Here is a 17456-nt window from a genome sequence, read left to right on the forward strand (position 1 = left end):
AATCTAGCTCCGTTTGTTACTCAATACGAATCTAAAACTGCGATAATTTATCGTAGCGTGAGTCTTTAAGGACTTCCTTCACCCGTTTTAGGTTTTCTCGGAAACCTGATCCTCGGCGAAGCGTGAATCCGGTAGCCAATACATCAATGACCGTCATTTGTACCACGCGACTCGCCATCGGCATATAGACATCGGTATCTTCTGGCACATCTAAACAAATCGATAATGAGCTTGCTTTATCGAGTGGTGAATCTTTGGCGGTAATCGCAATGACGGTTGCGCCATTTTCACGAGCAAGATTTGCAATTTCTACCTGACTTTTGGTTCGCCCAGTATGTGAGATCAGCACAATGACATCATTATCGCTGCAGTTGATGCAGCTCATACGTTGCATCACGATATCTTCAAAACACGTAATGGGAATATTAAATCGAATAAACTTATTTTGAGCATCACGCGCAACGGAAGAAGAGGCGCCTAATCCAAAGAAAGAAATTCGTTTGGCTTGGGTGAGTAGATCGACGGCGCGATTAATTTGCATGGGATCTAAACTATTTTTAGCCACATCCAGACAGGCCATGGTCGATTCAAAAATCTTATGTGTATAAGCATCAGGACCATCGTCTTCTTCGACATTACGGTTCACATAGGGTGTGCCGTTCGCCAAACTTTGGGCAAGATGAAGTTTAAAATCAGGGAAGCCCTTGGTATCTAAACGACGGCAAAAGCGGTTTACGGTCGGTTCACTCACATCGGCCATTTTCGCCAGCGTGGCAATGCTGGAATGAATGGCGGTTTGTGGCGACGCCATGATCACTTCGGCGACCTTGCGTTCCGACTTGCTAAAGTTTTCCAGATTTTTTTGAATTTTTTCTAATGTATTCATAGTGTTCACGCGGGCCTAGAGAACAACTCGTTGGGTCATCGTTTGTGTTTGTTTAGGGGAGGGAAATAAACTATTTCCAAAAGAACACATTCACCAACGCCATAGTGTGAGTATAAACCTAAGCAGTAGTAATTCAGAAACGAAACACACTATCAAATGATGAGAATATGACAAGCCTCAAACTAAATTTCATAAAAACTACAGCTTTGGCGATTAAAAAGCCAAGAATAAGAATATTCAGGACTTATTATGGTGGACAAATTACAGCAAAAAGAAAGAAATTTTCAGTTTTTTCCTTCCTCTTTGACAGAAATCAGCCACAAATACTAAGGGTGTGAAGGTAGTATCTGCTGACAATACTGTTCAATCTGTTTGAGTAATTGAGGCGCGAAAGTCGCTGCAATTTCTCTTTGTTCTTTCAATACTGACTGTAAAATCTCATGAGTTGTTAACGGATTGGCGAGTACCACACGAAAGACGAGGGTATCTAAATGATCCCAACGGGGAGGATTTAGACGTGTTCGTGAAACAAAAGATTTACCCATTTCCCGCTGTTTCTTCTGAATAAATTTGGTTAAGGCATTGATCAGAATATTCAGTTCAGCTTTTTCCTCCGCTGAGGCATGGGGTAACGCTTGTTTAGCCCGCTCGGGCAAATAACGATAAGTTAGCAAGCAGAGCTCGGGTTGTGAGACGAGTTCAAAGTCATGTTGCTCTTGAATCAGAGAAGCAAAATACTTTGCTTTTTCAACGCTTTGATCAATTAACAGTTGGTAACCCGCCCGGCTGATAATGTGCATGCTAGCATACACTAGCATCGCCATACCAGAGCGAGAGCCTTCCAAAGTATGGCTACCTAAGTCTTTGGATCCTTGGCGTAAAATATATTGTGCATGGTGCTCTATGGCTTTCATGGCATTGGGATCTTTAAATAACACCATGCCCGCTCCCATTGGGATATAAAGCTGCTTGTGTGCATCAATGGTGACAGAATCTGCCAGCTCAATACCGTCGAGTAAATGACGATAGGTATCCGACATTAAGGTTGCGCCTCCCCATGCGGCATCGACATGGAAATGGCACTGTTCAATTTGACAGATTTGCGCAATTTCACGTAGTGGATCTACATTCCCCGTCTCCGTTGTTCCTGCAACACCAATGACAGCAAAAGGACGAATGTTCTTTGCTTTGAGCATTTGAATCTTATGCTGCAAATCATTTGGACATAAGCGGTTATTTTCATCAGTCTGGACTGAGACAAGTCCATCTTGACCTATGCCTAACACGTCAGCCGCTTTTTTTAATGAATAGTGACCACGTTCAGAAACCAAGATAGCTAATCCTTGATAGCCATAGTATTGCATAGCCTTAAAGAGGCCTTCTTTCTCAACACCATTAAAGTCCCCTTGTGCTTTTAACGCATTGTTACGGGCAACCCATAATGCGGTAATATTGGCAACGGTTCCACCTGAGCAAAAAGCCCCGAGTGAGTGATCGGCACTGTGCATCCACTGCTGATAAAAAGAGTCGGACTGACCATAAATAAGACGATGCAGCATGCCTAAGACTTGGCGCTCAAGAGGAGTAAATGCTTTAGAGGTTTCGATTTTGACGAGGTTTTGGTTTAAGGCGATCATGATTTTTGACAGCGGCATCAAAAAGTAAGGCAGAGCCGATGTCATATGGCCGATAAAACTGGGCGATGCAGTATGCACCGATTGAGACACTAAGGTATCCATTAAATGTTGAGTATGATCGGACACAAATTCAGGTAATTCCGGAATATGTGGATCAGAGAAATCTTTTTCGATCTCTTTTAATGGCTTCTCTTCAGCGACAATATGTTCACGCAAAAATTGATTCAAATTGCGCGACAGTTCTTCCTCAATACGAGTGAGCGTTGAATCTGGCCCTTCAGGGACAGTAAAGATGCGAAGCAGGTTATCAAAGCTTGCATCTGCCGTTTTGTATTTTGATACCATACCGTGTCATTATATTTTTAGCTGTAGGTCGTCAAGCGCAACAATCTAAACGAAAACGGAACGAATGTCCCGCCTTAATTCGCTTAGATCTTACTCCATGACAGGTTTAAGAAAGAGAGAGATTACTGATTATTGGCAATGAATACGTTCGGCTTTGGCTATCGCTTCATTATACCGATTGAGAGCAGGTTCTATCTGCTTTGGGTGGCTAAGCAATTCGGCAAACGCTGAACGTAACTGGTAATTTTTTTCGTGTGGTTGACTTTGCCGATCACCAAAGGTTAGTTTTGCCCTTTGTCCTAATTCATCATTACGCATGGCGAGAGTCTTGATATCTTGTTGATCGAGTTTAAGCCAAGATTCAATCGATTGAGAGGTAGCGACTTTCTCGGGTTGGTGTTCAAGGTAGTAGTGCACCGCAGTACGATTCAAGTCAAAATGGTGTTGGCGTCCGGCTAGAAACCACTGGCTAACTTCCGCGAGTTCAGGATACGTTTCTGTTGTCAGCTCAGTGAGGTTTTGATACCAAACCAAAGACGCGTCAATGTAAGCGTCATACTTTTTGGCTAGGCATTGATTGTCGGCGGCGGTTGCTGTCATTGAGAGGCTGGTCAGTATCAACATGACAATAGAGCGTTTCATAGCAGTAGTATTCCTTGTGAGACGAGAAGGTTCGCTTCTTTATTGAAGCGTATTATTTGATACTTAAGTAATCGGCATTACTCAATTATGTTTGTGTATTGTAAAGGATATGTTGTTTGATTCCTGAGATCTAGCCTGCAAGAGAGACAAAGAACAACATAAATACAGGCACTAATAAGCTCAGAATAAACCCACTGACAATCGCAATCGGCACACATCGAACTCCCCCCGTGGTTTGTATAACGGGGAGAGTGAAATCCATGGCGGTAGCTCCGGCATAGCCGATTGAAGTACAAGGTTTACGGCCAATCAGCATTGGAATTAGTACTAAAGAGATAAGCTCTCGGCTCAGTTCAATCAGAAAAGAGGCGCCCCCATAAACAGGCCCAAAGGCATCGCCCATCAGTATGCCAGATAAAGAGTACCACCCGAACCCAGACGCCATCGCTAACCCGTGATAGAGCGGAATTTCAAGAATAAAAGCGGTGATACTTCCTCCAATCCAAGACGTTATAATGACCACCGACGCGATAATCATACCGTGTTTATTGAGAAGGATTTGTTTGAGTGTTAAACCACTGTTGCGAAGCTGAATGCCAATAAAAAAAAGTAAAACCAATAAAATCCACTCACTGGCTTTCTCTACCCAAGAGAGGTCGAAACTGAGTAATACGCCTATGGCCAGGCCTCCGCCAACCACAAAAATCAATTTAAGAGATTCAAGTGCCATACTTGAAAGGGGCAGTTTGGTTTGTGTGGTTTGGGTATCAAGCGGTAAAAATCTATCTACCCAAGGAAGGGCAAGTAAATTACATAACCCGATCACTAAAAAGAAGGTACCTGAAAACTTCAAAATGAGCTGTAAATTACTGCCTAAATTATCTAATGCCGCAAGGCTTAGGCCCATTAAAAATAGGATGACATAGACCAGTGAGACGGTCGCTTGATTAAGGGTAGCAAGCCAGTTTTTATTAGAGATAGAAAAAAGATACCCCACAACCAATGGAGCAAAGATAAACAACATCCCTGAAAGCATATATTCCTCAGCAGTGTGAATTAGAAGCCGCTGGCATTAATCACGGCTTTGAGCTGGGAGCGAAACTCTTTGTCATCAAGATTACTTAAGTGGTAAAGCACTTCCGCCCCAGTTGCATTGATTTCAACGTCATGCTCATCTAATGCATCATCTTGTTTTCTAAACATGAGTAAATGATGGGCAATGCGAGCGACATCAAGGTAACTGACTTCTTGACAATGATCCACTAATTGTTGGTTGCAGGCCACTTCCAGAAAATCATTATCGAACCCCCAATGCTTTAGCACGAGTTTACTGGTTGTCGGGCAGTTGGAATGGAAAATTTGCAGGGCAATCTCTGAGTCAAGATAGTGCCCTTTTTCAAGATAAAGATGATACTCATTGACGAGACAAAATAGGCCAATATCTGCCAACAGACCGACAAGTAAGGCTTTTTCTTGTTCAAGATATGAGTAGTATTCGGGTTCTATTCGTTTGAAAAGTTGTGTTACCAGCACCATCGTTGCACCCAGTTCACGGGCAATATGAGCACTGTGGGTTAACATTTTATTGCATTGAGCACTCAAATTGACGGAATGTTTAAGTTGCTCGATGGCTTGAGCCGTGACAATGTCACGTACTCGATTAATACCTAAACGGGAGACGGCCGTCACTAAATCGGTACAGGTAATATTGCGTCGGTTAAAAACCACCGAATTGGCAATACGAATCACTACCGCGGCTAGGCTAGGGTCATCGGTTAAACAGGTGGCAATATCAATAATCGTCGTTGATTCAGAGCGAGACATCGTCTGTATTTTAATAACCACATCAGGGATTGGGGGGAGAGAGATCTGCCCATTACTGATGGACGACTCAACGAGCTGAGCAAATTCACTTTTCAACCCTTGGATAAGCTGCTGTTTATTTTCTGGCAGCCAGTAAAACGATAAATGGTTCATTGAATGCGATTAAATACGGGAAGTCGGGCCATTCTACCGAGGGGAAATCAATAGACGCAACCTTTTAACGAGGGAATGAATGGAGAAATGTTCAATTTAATGACTGACCTGACATTTTGTATGAATAATCTATCGAATTGTAAGGCTAAATAGTGTGAGCTTGTGAACCTCATCTCATAAATATATTTTTGAAACTTATTTGCTGTGAGTTAAGTCCGGACTTATTTTGTTTCGTTAACTATGATAGGTAAAAATCAATACGCAGGCATGTGGTAAAAATAAGCTTGCGATGGAAATCGACATTTATTCGCTATAATTTGCTGCTTCTGGTGATCTTTGTGACTCGGGGACGATGATTAAAGGATCCATGGAGATGATTGAGCATACATTTTTTGATTATGTAATTAAGTTTGGCGCTTACCAAAAGCGTTCTATGTTTGGTGGTATTGGTTTATTTCAAGAAGATGCCATGTATGTATTATTAACGGAAGATACGATTTTCATTCGTGGTAGTGAAGAGTTGGATCAACAGCTTATGGACTTAGGGTGTGAGAAGTTCCGCCATGTTAAGAAGCAAACGACCGCCACGGTGAATTATTATGACATTACGGAACTGTTTGATAAACGCCACCCTGACCTAGAGAGTATTATTCGGCGTTCTATTCAATATTCGATAGAACAACGTAATTTTCAAAAATCTCAGGCTAGCCGCCGTTTACGCGATTTACCGAATATGCAGTTAACTCTGGAGCGTATGGTGAAAAAAGCGGGAGTCGATGATGTGGACACCTTTATCCAGCTTGGTGCTCCTGAAGTATTTAGCAAAGTGCGGCAAGTGTATGGTAGTGATGTTGATGTAAAACTATTGTGGAAATTTGCTGGAGCCATTGAAGGTGTACACTGGAAGTTGTTGCAAGAACCTAAAAAACGGCAGCTATTGGAGTATTGTCAGCACCATTAAATCATGGTGAGAAAAAACCGAGATCAATTGTCTCGGTTTTTTTATTTATAAATTAAAAGGTTAAGTTTAGTAGTTAAAGCGAGCCGTAAACATAACTTGATCACCATAAGCATCGTTAAAACGAGCCTCAGCACCAACAGAGAAAAGTTCCGTTGAATGGAAACGAGCAAAAACGGAACCAAACCAATCATCGTTATCATCGATAGAGACATAACCGCCTTTACCACCCACTTCTAACTGTGGGCCTAACCATTGGCGAACACCCAGATTGACTTCCATCCCTGTATCAGCACTGCCTTGATGCTTTTTATCTTGTAAACGAAACAGCATCTCCCCAGTGAAATCTGCCCAGTTATTTATTGGAGCGTGGAAACCAAAACCCGTTGCTAAGTCAAAATCACCATCAAATTCTGAGTCAATACGCGCAATCACATGGGCATTGGGATGAACGGATTTACTGATACCAGCACCATAAGTGGTTGGGCTAATGCCGATACGAGCTTCGATGTAGTCGTAATTAAAGTTGCTCATAACCGTAGGGCTATTGGGGTCAGCTTGAGCGAAAGCTTGTGCTGAAGCAAAAATTAGGGCGGTTGCCAGGATTGTTTTGCGCATAATCTCGATAAGCCTATCTGTTTATGATGAATTCCATGTTAAAAGCGGTATACCCGCCATCACTCAAAGGTGTCATTCACAAATAACTCAACTTTCCCTGTTCAATTTGAAGAAAGATTCAAACTGTTTGGACATCACATAAAATGCGCTGGGTTTACCCAGAAGTAGGCTATTTTCACTGACGCAATTGGTGAATTGGCCATATTATACCACTTGCTTGCCATATCATCATAATTCACAGATGCATGACAACTCCACCAAAAAATGTCAGGGTTTTGTCACCTTAACAAAAAATAAGCAAATAAAATGCCATTTAAATAAGGTTTATCATTAAATATTCATTTTATTGAGAGTCTCTTATCAGCTTAGCATCGGAGAGTATGACGAACTTATTCTCCATAGCTCATCCGATTGGCGGCGATTGCATTAAGAATGGTTTCTGCATTCAGTACTTGTATCCAAGGCATCAAATCTTGTTCATGTTCGATAACATATTGCGTGAGTTGTTCGCGCACCACTTGATAGAGTTGCTCGGCTTGCCAAGGTTTATTGATGAAAAAATCCAAGCTAGAGTGATTAATGGCTTCGATGGTATCGTCTAACCCGGCTTGCCCTGTCAGTAAAACTTTACGTGTTTTTCGAGTTTGTTCTTCTTGGTTCAGCTCAATCAGGAAATGAATGCCAGTTTCTTTGGGCATGATGTGATCACATAAAATGAGTGCTAACGGTATTTGCTGTTGTTGATAATCGGCAATGACGTCTTTGGCTTCGGCAACGGATTCGGCCGCCTCAATAATAAAATGGCTTTCAAAATCGCTGAGATCTTGCATAACGCTATTGAGGACTTCTCTTTCATCATCAACACATAAAATGAGTAATTTATGCATAATCTTCTCCTTGGTTTTTATACAAGCTCAGAAGAGGCGGGTAGCCATACCCGCATCGTGGTGTATTCACCGACTTGACTGTCAACTTCTATCCAACCTTGATGTTGATGGACAATCTGCTGGCAAACGGACAGCCCGATGCCCAATCCAAAATGGCCTTCCCGCTTCGTGGTATAATTGAGTGCAAAAATTTGTTGCTGAAGCTCTGGTGGAATGCCACTGCCATTGTCTGTAAAACTGACGACTACGTAAGGTTTTTCTTGCCGTAGATGTAACTCAGTTTCAATTCTTAGTAAGCCATGCTCAGGGAAGGCTTCAATCGCATTGGAGATGAGATTAGTCCAGACTTGTTGTAAAGCGATAGGTAAGCAACGTAGCGAAGGGATCTCTCCATAATGTTTTTCTACGGTATGCCTTTTTAAATGATTTTCAAAAATCACCAAGGTATCTTCTAACCCTTCATGGATATCAACCGTATGAAATGTTTCATCGTCTTGACGAGCATAACTCTTTAAGCTTTTAACCATGTCTGCAATACGTTGTGCGCAAACTTGAATGGAGCGTAAATTACTGCCAGAAAGATAATAACGTTCTAGCTTTTCTATGGCTTGTTCTGCTTTTTGAGGATGTGTTTTTGCGAGTTGAATTAATGCATCGTCATTGTCTAAGCCAAGCTTCACCAGTTTTTTAGCCAGTAAGCGATGGTGGATTTGGCTATCTAAGGCTTTGGCTCGTAAACGCTCTTCCGCGGTTGAAACGGGTTTGGCTTGTAAGGCTTGTTGGAGCAGTTGCGCACCTTTACTCTCGAGTGATGGTACAGGAACATCACAGAGTAATTGTTCAACATGGGCACGTAAGGTATCACTTCCCCTTAAGATAGCGGCCACGGGGTTATTCAGTTCATGAGCCACACCCGCCACGAGCTGGCCGAGAACGGCCATTTTTTCACTCTCAAGCAACTGTTGATGGGCGGATTCTAATGATTCAATCGTTTTTTGCAGTTGTAATTTGGTATTAATGCTGCGTTGTAAGCGACGGTTAAAATGGCGTAATAGTAAATTGGTAAAGAGAGGCAATAGCTGAGTGTCGTTATGCATGACTTTGGCAAAAACATCTCGATCCAGCTTGATGACTTCCGTTTTGGTTAAGGTTATTGCGGTGGAGAAAGAGGGCTCACCAGTGACAAAAGACATGCCACCAACTAAATTGCCTTTATTATGCCGTACCACTTCTCTTTGCTGGCCCTGATCATCTTTTTTGTATAATGCGACCTCCCCTGAGGTAATAAACCACAAAAATTGGTTTTCTTCGCCCTCTTTGGTGAGTAAGTGTTCGGCTGAATAAGTTCGACAGGCGTGAGTCTCATCTTCTTTGTCAAAAAATTGGTGTAAAGCGCCAATCACTTGTTCCGCTAACTGATGATCGGTTAAGCGGTGGTAATCACTGATAAAGCCTTCCCGATAGAGGTGCATTTTACTATCAATATGGGCCCGAAGAATCCGAGTTTGGTCAAGGAGGGTACTGTAGCTAAGAATGTTCTCTTTATCGTATTTTAAAATGTAGCTGGTGAGTTCTTGATATACGGTTTTATATAAAACGTTATCTTGTAGCGGTTTCGTTAAACAGTAATCTAAACGTCCTTCATTGACGGCATTAAGAATGGCTTGAATATCTTGTCCACAACTGATTAAAATTTTTCGAGCATTTTGGGTGTGGGGGAGTTTATCTAACTGAACGAGAAAATTAGCACCATCAAAGCTTTGGTGGTGGCTGGCAATGACTAAGGCGACCACTTGGTCCTGATCTTCCATAAACTCAAGAGCTTGTTCAGCTTCTTCAAATGACTCTGCCGTGTAGAGGTCAAACTTAGTGGTGAAAGCGCTTAATTCATGACGCCACTGTTCAACACTGACGGGGTTATTGTCTAGACAAAGTAGCGCATGTTGGTTCACGATGTTCTCTGACCTCTTATTCACGGTTCTAGGATTGTAACAAATTTTCGTTTGCCAATTTGAGAGCTGGGTTTAAGAACCTTGATTCTGTAGAATGGGCTGTCAAATTCGCTACAGACGATAATTTTATTGTCTACTGACATATTTTTTTATCGAATCGATACAATCAGGTTATGATCTACAAGCCTTTAGCGGTGATCTCTTTTCGTCTGTCTAAGTTCTGAACAAGGCTTAACAATATAACAAGGAACTCCTTAATTTTATGAAAACACTTAAACGAATTGGTGCTGTGGGTGGCGCGGTTGTTCTGGTTTTATGTTGGCCTTTAGCGGTAGGGCAAATAGGTCAAAACTTAGTAACAAACGGGGTGGATAACCTCAGTAACGATCAGCTTCATGCTGAGTTGGTGAGTTATGATCGCGGCTATCTGTCATCCAGCGCAATCACTCGATACACCCTTTTAGATTCTCAGATGAAACAACGTCTTGAACAACAAGGTTTACCCAGCGAGTGGACAGTAAAGAGCGATATTCAGCATCATGCTTTTAGCCTTTCTGCGGTATCAACATTATTAGATCAAGCCAGTATTCCTCTTCAGGTCAAAACTCAGACTCGTTTAAATGGAAATACCGATTTTCAAGTTAATTTGGATAATTGGTTGTATCAGTCTGGTGGAGAGCAAGCGTTTACGCTATCGGTGACACCGTCGAATATTCAAGGAACCGCTACCGTTTTTGGGGAGATAAGCTACTCACTACGTTTTCCGTCGATAGTGATGGATTTTGTGAACGGGGAGCAAGTGCAACTCGCTAATATCAGTGCTGAAGGCAAAGGTAAAAAAGAGCAGGGATTTTGGCTCGGTAAACAAAAAATAGCGGTGGGCAGTGTTATGCTCAATGATGAGAGGCAGGCCAACGCATTAAGTCTTAGTCAAGCCACCTATGAATTCCACTCATCCATGGATGCGAAAAAACAACGCTTTACCAGCCAGCATGTTGTTACTGCCGAGCGATTTAAAACGGACGAAGGTGAAATTCGTGATGTCACCTTTGATTTCACCCTTGGAGAGGTTGATCGGGAGGCATTTTTACAGTTATCCGAACTCTATCAAGGTTACCCAAGCTTATCTCATGTGGCGCTCAATCAAGCTTTGCCACTGGTTGAAAAGCTGTTTTCTCAAGGGTTTCATTTAACACTGAATCAACTGGCTCTGAAAATGAATCAAGGTGAGTTGGCGGCTAAATGGAGCCTGACGATTCCGGAAGGAACTCATAATATTTTACAAGAGCCAGGGGTTGTTTTTTCAGCGTTAAATGGAGATGGTGATATTTTTGTGTCACAACAATTTGTCAAAGATTACCCATTTATCCAGCAGGGGTTGGATGAATTAGTCATGATGGAGATGGCGACACATGATGACCGAGGGTATCAGTTAAAGGCGGAGATTAAAGGCGGTTCTCTGTTCTTTGCGAGTGGCAAGCAAGTGCCATTAATGGCATTAATGATGCCACTGATGATCCAGTAAACGCTATCTTGCGCTTATTTTACCGATAGATGAATAAAAGAGGTTTAAAGCCTCTTTTGTGACTTTTTATCTGGATCAAAAAGTGGTATATCCAACAGACCTCAGAGGTAGAATTGACGAAGACGGTATCTTTGAACCTTCTTCAATCTCTTCTACCGAGTTATAGTATGCGACATCATATTTTTTATAGCAGGAGCAAGGAACACATGGAGCCGAATACGGACACTGTTTTTAATTTTAGCGCGGGTCCCGCTGCATTACCTAAAGCGGTAATGGCCAAAGCACAGGCTGAATTTGTTAACTGGAATGGCCTTGGCGTTTCGGTTATGGAAATCAGCCATCGCAGCAAGCCTTTTATTCAAGTGGCGCAACAGGCGGAGCAAGACTTACGTGATTTGCTGGCTATCCCTGATAACTATAAAGTTTTATTTTGCCAAGGGGGAGCTCGAGCTCAGTTTGCGGCCGTTCCTATGAACTTACTTGGTCAGGCGAAGAGCGCAACCTACATTGATGCTGGCTATTGGGCAGCAAGTGCAGTGAAAGAAGCGAAAAAATACTGTAATGTCGATGTTTTTGATGCAAAAGTCGAAAAAGACGGAAAAGTTGCGGTACTTCCTGCTAGTGAGTGGAAGATAGACCCTGATGCTGCTTTTGTGCATTTTTGCCCAAATGAAACCATTGATGGCATTGAAATCAATGATCTCCCCATTACAGATAAACCGATTGTGGCAGATATGTCTTCTACCATTCTTTCACGTGAAATTGATATTTCTAAGTATGGTGTTATCTATGCAGGCGCTCAGAAAAATATTGGTCCTGCGGGGATTTGTATAGCGATAGTGCGTGATGACTTACTGGATTTCGCCAGTCAAGCATTGCCTAGCACATTGAATTATAAAATTCTTGCTGAAAAAGAGTCGATGTTCAATACGCCACCCACGTTTGCTTGGTATCTTTCAGGTCTGGTTTTTCAATGGCTAAAAGAGCAAGGTGGCGTAAAAGCGATCGAGAAAGTAAACCGAGCTAAAGCGGCATTACTTTATGACTATATTGATTCATCGGATTTTTATCGTAACAGTATTCACCCCGATAATCGTTCATTGATGAATGTACCATTCCAATTAGCAAAACCAGAGTTGGATGGAACCTTTTTAGAATTGGCAGAAGCGCGTGGTTTACTGTCATTAAAAGGGCACCGTGTAGTCGGGGGAATGCGTGCCTCTATCTATAATGCAATCTCATTAGAAGCAGTACAAGCGCTGGTCGATTTCATGAAAGAGTTTGAAGCTCAGTACGCTTAATCGTTTCGGAAACAAACGTTTTTCTATCAAGGCTCACATTGGTGAGCCTTTTCTTTTTTATGCCGTTTCTATTTCTTCTGTGAATGATTTCTCCTGTCTTGTTATTGCTTGTATTGATATTTTCTATGTTTTTATCAGGAAAAGTGATTCTTCTTGGTTCATACTCAGTAGTGAGCATAATAATAAACCGACCATGGCTTGGTGTTAATGGCTTAGTAAACTCTTTTCGTTCAGTCAGGGAAGCAAGTGATTGCTTACCGATGTGCCTAAGGTAGTAAAGGGAATTGCACAATGAACGGTGCAGCTTAGAGATAACTTACTTAGAGGGATAAACCATGAAATTTAGCCATAAAGTGGTTGCAGCATCATCGGCCATGCTGTTGTTGACCTTGGCATTATTGTCCACCCAACAATATTTCACGATACGGGAAGAAATAGAAACGCAGGTGAATGGGAGTGTCGAAGAGATTGTCGCCGGTGTGCGCAGTACGGTGAGTAAAGACCTCAATGGAAGTAAAGTTCTTGCACAATATGTCACTGAATTAGTGCAAGTGGATATGGACCCAAACCATGTCGCCGATGTTTTAAGGCAATCCTCCTTGAAAGATAGCTTTATTCTTGTAGGTTTGGGGTATGAGAAAGATGGGTCTTATGTAGGGAGTGACCCTAATTGGGACCCCGGTGTCACATGGGATCCAAGGGCTCGGCCTTGGTATCGAGATGCGAAAAATGCGGGTAAGTTGACCATAACGGCCCCCTATGCAGACTCATCAACGGGAGAAATTTTAATTTCAATCGCCACTCCTGTGAATTATCGAGGACGATTCTCTGGGGCCATTTTCTTTGATGTGAGTTTGGTCTCTTTGGCGAAACTTGTGAATCAGGTTTCGTTATTTGATGCAGGTTATCTCTTTATTGTGGCTGATGATGGGACTTTAGTGGCGCACCCTGATGAAAGGTTAAACGGTAAACCGATGTCAGACTTTTTACCTCAGGTAAAAATTAGCCATGATGTGCAAGAAATAAAGATAAATGGTCAATATTACCAATTACGTTTTGTCGATATCCCAGGTGAAAAATGGTCAATTGGTGTCTTGCTGGATGAAAGTATTGCCTTTGCCGCTATTGATGATCTGCGGCATCGAGCCCTGATTTATTCAATCGTTGCACTCGTGATCAGTACGTTGATTCTTTCACTGATACTTCGAGTATTAATGCGACCTCTCGATACATTGAATGAGGCAATACAAGATGTGGCTTCAGGTCAGGGAGATTTAACAAAGCGGCTCGATACCAATACCGATGTGGAATTTGCTCGCTTAGCCACAGGTTTTAATCAATTTACCGAAACGTTGCAACGGCTCATTAGTGAATCAAAGCTAATTGGTCAGCAAATTATGCGCAGCACAGAGTCCACCGCTCATGGTTTACAAGCCTCGACTCAAGCCATGCAAACTCAAATGTATGAGGTCGAACAGTTAGCGACCGCGATGCATGAAATGGCAACGACCTCTAATGATGTGGCGAGCAATGCACAGGGTGCCGCTTCTGCGGCTCAAGATGCAGATAATGCAACAGAAGAAGGTTCTGAAGTGGTCAACCACACGACAGAGGCCATTAACGCGTTGGCTTCGCGTATTGACCAAGCGGTTGAAGAAGTCAAGCAACTGGAAGTGGCAACCTCAAACATTGAGACCATCTTAAAAGTCATCAACGATATTGCAGACCAAACCAATTTGCTGGCTTTGAATGCGGCAATTGAAGCGGCGCGGGCTGGAGAATCCGGGCGAGGGTTTGCTGTCGTTGCTGATGAAGTACGAACGCTGGCTCAACGTACTCAGCAATCGACAACAGAAATTCGTAGTATGATTGAGCAACTGCAAGTAGGGTCTAGTGCTGTAGCGGGGGCGATGAAACAAAGTAAAGATACCGCGACCGATACCGTGGCTAAAGCGTGCGAAGCCAATGATGCACTGCTTCGTATTCGACAAGCTATTCAGCAAATCACGGATATGAATATGCAAATCGCCTCTGCGGCGGAGGAACAGAGTTTAGTGGCCGAAGAGATCAATGCAAATACGGTGAAAATCAAAGATTTATCCGTTCAAGTATCCGATACCGCTAGTCAGTCGAATCAACAAATGCAGGAGCAGTTGGACAATGTTCGTCGCCAAGATGCAGTGATGAACAAATTTATTGTGTAAGAGTTGGTTTTTCAGGGTGTTGATACAATATCACCCGTCTGCCATGGTTTGAACTCAGGTGCTTGCACCTGAGTTCTTTATTTGAAACGTTTCTTATTATGGTCGAGCGGAGTTCTTCCCTTTTGCTCCTGCTTTGGCTTGCGTTTGCGAGCGGTTTTTAGGGTTGGGTTTACCACTGCGAGCCTGACTGGGTTTATTGCCTTTTAGCGCATCAAAGCCGGGTTGCTGCTTAGTATGTTTAGTGGCAAAGCGGTTTGAACCATGACGACCGGATTTTCGACGCTGAGCAGGGGTCGATGGGTCGCTATCTTCAGCGGGCACTAAGCAGCCAGGCCTATCACCAATTAAATGTTTTTTACCCATAGCAACTAAAGCTTCACGAATCATCGGCCAGTTTAGAGGGTCATGATACCGCAGTAATGCTTTATGTAACCGGCGTTGGCGCTCTCCTTTTGCCACGGTAATATCTTCCCGCTTCTTATATTTCACTCGTTTAAGTGGATTCACTTGTGAGTGGTACATGGCGGTGGCATTACACATGGGAGATGGATAAAAATTTTGTACTTGATCGCATTCATAGTTATTACTTTTTAGCCATAACGCAAGGTTGACCATGTCTTCATCCTCGGTTCCGGGATGAGCTGAGATAAAGTAAGGTATTAAATATTGTTTTTTACCTGCTTCCGCACTGTATTTTTCAAAGAGCTGTTTAAAGCGGTCATACGTGCCCATTCCCGGCTTCATCATCAAATCCAGTGGTCTTTTTTCGGTATGCTCAGGAGCAATTTTTAAATAACCGCCCACATGGTGAGTCACGAGTTCTCGCACATATTCTGGAGACTCAATCGCTAAGTCGTAACGAACCCCAGAAGCAATGAGAATTTTCTTAATACCGGGGACTTTTCTGGCCTCTCGGTAAAGATCGATGGTGTGTTTATGGTCGGTGTTGAGTTTGTGACAAATACCGGGAAACACACAAGAGGGGCGGCGACAGTTCGCTTCTGCTTTCGGATCCGAGCAACCTAAGCGATACATGTTGGCGGTCGGCCCTCCCAAATCGGAAATTGTCCCCGTAAAGCCGGGAACTTTGTCTCGAATAGCTGCCAACTCACCAAGTATGGATTCTTTAGAACGGTTTTGGATGATACGTCCTTCATGCTCGGTAATGGAACAAAAAGAGCAGCCTCCAAAACAACCGCGCATGATATTGACGGAAGTTTTTATCATGTCGTAAGCCGGAATTTTGGCTTTACCGTATTTAGGATGTGGAATACGAGCATAAGGCAGATCAAAAACGTAATCCATCTCTTCCGTGCTTAATGGAATCGGTGCTGGGTTTACCCATAATTCACGGTTGCCATGGCTTTGAATTAATGCTCGACCAGAATAAGGGTTGGTCTCTAAATGCAGCACCCGACTCGCATGCGCGTATAAAATACGGTCGTTAATCAACTTTTCATAAGAGGGTAAACGAACGGCTGTTGTTAATGCATCATGACGAGAAGCTCGAACTGTAATCGGTTTTGCCTCGGCCTGTGATGTGTTTGCTTGGGTTTCGCATAGGGTTTCAACATCGTAAGGATTGGTTGGCACAAACGGCTTGCCCGGTTTATCAATACGAGAGGAATCAATGATGGTAAAATTGTCGGGAGCGTGTGGCAGGTTTATCGCAGTACCGCGAATGTTGGTCATGGTCGTGATTGTTTCACCATTTGCGAGTCGGTGTGCAACCTCCACCAAAGCGCGCTCAGCGTTACCAAACAGGAGAATGTCCGCTTTGGCATCAAACAGAACAGATCGACGAATCTTATCGGACCAATAATCATAATGTGCAACACGGCGTAAGCTTGCTTCAATACCGCCAAGAACAATTGGCACTTCTTTATAAGCTTCACGGCAACGTTGAGAATAGACGAGAGTGGCTCGATCTGGGCGTTTCCCTCCCTCATTATTGGGAGTGTAAGCGTCGTCGTGGCGTAGCTTTTTATCTGCGGTATAGCGGTTGATCATGGAATCCATGTTGCCCGCAGTAATACCAAAAAATAGGTTGGGCTGGCCGAGAGCCATAAAGGCGTCTTTATTCTGCCATTCTGGCTGGGCAATAATTCCGACTCTAAATCCTTGAGCTTCGAGTAAGCGGCCAATGATCGCCATCCCAAAACTGGGGTGATCGACATAGGCGTCTCCGGTGACGATAATAATGTCACAACTGTCCCATCCTAAAGCCTCCATCTCTTTACGCGAGGTTGGAAGGAAAGGAGCAATACCAAAGCATTCAGCCCAGTATTTTTTGTGTTCATTTATTTTCTTTAAAATCATTTGGTTGACTCTTACTCTCATGGCTTCGAGGCGAAGGTTTAGCGCATCATTATTGGCTATCCATTGGCCCTGTGGGGTCTCTCACCCTATTTTTGTTTTGGTCTTTTAGTGGTGCCTTATTGGTGAAAAAGTAGGCCACATAAAATAGCGCAGCAGTTTACCATGTTATTGGTAAAGTACACCTACTTCTGTAAGCCAACAGGTA

12 protein-coding genes and 1 pseudogene are annotated in these 17456 nt (G+C 43.0%); 4 read left to right on the forward strand and 9 right to left on the reverse strand.

Annotated elements, in window-relative coordinates:
• Nucleotides 1-31: 31 nt before the first annotated feature.
• The 5 genes from B5D54_RS00565 to B5D54_RS00585 form a co-directional block, all read right to left on the reverse strand.
• Nucleotides 32-886 carry a MurR/RpiR family transcriptional regulator gene (locus B5D54_RS00565; protein WP_078924526.1) on the reverse strand — a complete coding sequence of 285 codons (855 nt, stop codon included), beginning with the start codon at nt 884-886 and terminating at the stop codon, nt 32-34.
• Between the two features lie 326 nt (nt 887-1212).
• Nucleotides 1213-2868 (reverse strand): pyridoxal-dependent aspartate 1-decarboxylase PanP, encoded by a 1656-nt coding sequence (gene panP / locus B5D54_RS00570; RefSeq protein WP_078924527.1) that lies wholly within the window; start codon nt 2866-2868, stop codon nt 1213-1215.
• A 129-nt stretch (nt 2869-2997) separates the two neighbouring features.
• Nucleotides 2998-3510, reverse strand: a complete 513-nt coding sequence (locus B5D54_RS00575; RefSeq protein ID WP_078924528.1) for a hypothetical protein — start codon at nt 3508-3510, stop codon at nt 2998-3000.
• A 130-nt stretch (nt 3511-3640) separates the two neighbouring features.
• Complete coding sequence (locus B5D54_RS00580) at nt 3641-4546, reverse strand: LysO family transporter (RefSeq protein ID WP_078924529.1); 906 nt, start codon at nt 4544-4546, stop codon at nt 3641-3643.
• Nucleotides 4547-4566: 20 nt separating this feature from the next.
• Nucleotides 4567-5487 carry an HDOD domain-containing protein gene (locus B5D54_RS00585; RefSeq protein WP_078924530.1) on the reverse strand — a complete coding sequence of 307 codons (921 nt, stop codon included), beginning with the start codon at nt 5485-5487 and terminating at the stop codon, nt 4567-4569.
• A gap of 373 nt (nt 5488-5860) precedes the next feature.
• On the opposite strand from B5D54_RS00585, the gene B5D54_RS00590 reads away from it, so the two are divergent.
• Nucleotides 5861-6448 (forward strand): TfoX/Sxy family DNA transformation protein, encoded by a 588-nt coding sequence (locus tag B5D54_RS00590; RefSeq protein ID WP_078924531.1) that lies wholly within the window; start codon nt 5861-5863, stop codon nt 6446-6448.
• A 66-nt stretch (nt 6449-6514) separates the two neighbouring features.
• Here the strand turns inward: B5D54_RS00590 and B5D54_RS00595 are convergent, their stop codons facing one another.
• The 3 genes from B5D54_RS00595 to B5D54_RS00605 form a co-directional block, all read right to left on the reverse strand.
• Complete coding sequence (locus B5D54_RS00595) at nt 6515-7063, reverse strand: hypothetical protein (RefSeq protein ID WP_078924532.1); 549 nt, start codon at nt 7061-7063, stop codon at nt 6515-6517.
• 389 nt (nt 7064-7452) lie between these two features.
• Nucleotides 7453-7950, reverse strand: a complete 498-nt coding sequence (locus B5D54_RS00600) for a response regulator (RefSeq protein WP_078924533.1) — start codon at nt 7948-7950, stop codon at nt 7453-7455.
• Between the two features lie 17 nt (nt 7951-7967).
• A complete protein-coding gene (locus B5D54_RS00605) occupies nt 7968-9902 on the reverse strand; it encodes an ATP-binding protein (RefSeq protein WP_078924534.1) in 1935 nt (644 codons plus the stop codon).
• 262 nt (nt 9903-10164) lie between these two features.
• Here B5D54_RS00605 and B5D54_RS00610 point away from each other — a divergent pair, with 262 nt between their 5' ends.
• The 3 genes from B5D54_RS00610 to B5D54_RS00620 all read left to right on the forward strand — a co-directional run bounded on the left by B5D54_RS00610 (nt 10165) and on the right by B5D54_RS00620 (nt 14932).
• Nucleotides 10165-11427, forward strand: a complete 1263-nt coding sequence (locus B5D54_RS00610; protein WP_078924535.1) for a DUF945 family protein — start codon at nt 10165-10167, stop codon at nt 11425-11427.
• A gap of 206 nt (nt 11428-11633) precedes the next feature.
• Nucleotides 11634-12728: a 3-phosphoserine/phosphohydroxythreonine transaminase gene (gene serC / locus B5D54_RS00615; RefSeq protein WP_078924536.1), complete on the forward strand. Its 1095-nt coding sequence runs from the start codon at nt 11634-11636 to the stop codon at nt 12726-12728.
• A gap of 335 nt (nt 12729-13063) precedes the next feature.
• Complete coding sequence (locus tag B5D54_RS00620) at nt 13064-14932, forward strand: methyl-accepting chemotaxis protein (protein WP_078924537.1); 1869 nt, start codon at nt 13064-13066, stop codon at nt 14930-14932.
• A gap of 161 nt (nt 14933-15093) precedes the next feature.
• Here B5D54_RS00620 and B5D54_RS00625 read toward each other — a convergent pair.
• Nucleotides 15094-17251 (reverse strand): annotated as a pseudogene (locus B5D54_RS00625) (YgiQ family radical SAM protein); the annotation flags it as partial.
• Nucleotides 17252-17456 lie beyond the last annotated feature (205 nt).

It is taken from the genome of Vibrio cincinnatiensis DSM 19608, assembly GCF_900167345.1.
Classification (GTDB): Bacteria; Pseudomonadota; Gammaproteobacteria; order Enterobacterales; family Vibrionaceae; genus Vibrio; species Vibrio cincinnatiensis.

Excerpts from the sequence above, each read along its gene's own strand:
- B5D54_RS00600 (WP_078924533.1), bottom strand. The coding sequence starts at position 7,950 with ATGCATAAATTACTCATTTTATGTGTTGATGATGAAAGAGAAGTCCTC.
- B5D54_RS00575 (WP_078924528.1), bottom strand. The coding sequence starts at position 3,510 with ATGAAACGCTCTATTGTCATGTTGATACTGACCAGCCTCTCAATGACA.
- panP (WP_078924527.1), bottom strand. The coding sequence starts at position 2,868 with ATGGTATCAAAATACAAAACGGCAGATGCAAGCTTTGATAACCTGCTT.
- B5D54_RS00565 (WP_078924526.1), bottom strand. The coding sequence starts at position 886 with ATGAATACATTAGAAAAAATTCAAAAAAATCTGGAAAACTTTAGCAAG.
- B5D54_RS00590 (WP_078924531.1), top strand. The coding sequence starts at position 5,861 with ATGATTGAGCATACATTTTTTGATTATGTAATTAAGTTTGGCGCTTAC.
- B5D54_RS00610 (WP_078924535.1), top strand. The coding sequence starts at position 10,165 with ATGAAAACACTTAAACGAATTGGTGCTGTGGGTGGCGCGGTTGTTCTG.
- B5D54_RS00580 (WP_078924529.1), bottom strand. The coding sequence starts at position 4,546 with ATGCTTTCAGGGATGTTGTTTATCTTTGCTCCATTGGTTGTGGGGTAT.
- B5D54_RS00620 (WP_078924537.1), top strand. The coding sequence starts at position 13,064 with ATGAAATTTAGCCATAAAGTGGTTGCAGCATCATCGGCCATGCTGTTG.
- serC (WP_078924536.1), top strand. The coding sequence starts at position 11,634 with ATGGAGCCGAATACGGACACTGTTTTTAATTTTAGCGCGGGTCCCGCT.
- B5D54_RS00585 (WP_078924530.1), bottom strand. The coding sequence starts at position 5,487 with ATGAACCATTTATCGTTTTACTGGCTGCCAGAAAATAAACAGCAGCTT.
- B5D54_RS00595 (WP_078924532.1), bottom strand. The coding sequence starts at position 7,063 with ATGCGCAAAACAATCCTGGCAACCGCCCTAATTTTTGCTTCAGCACAA.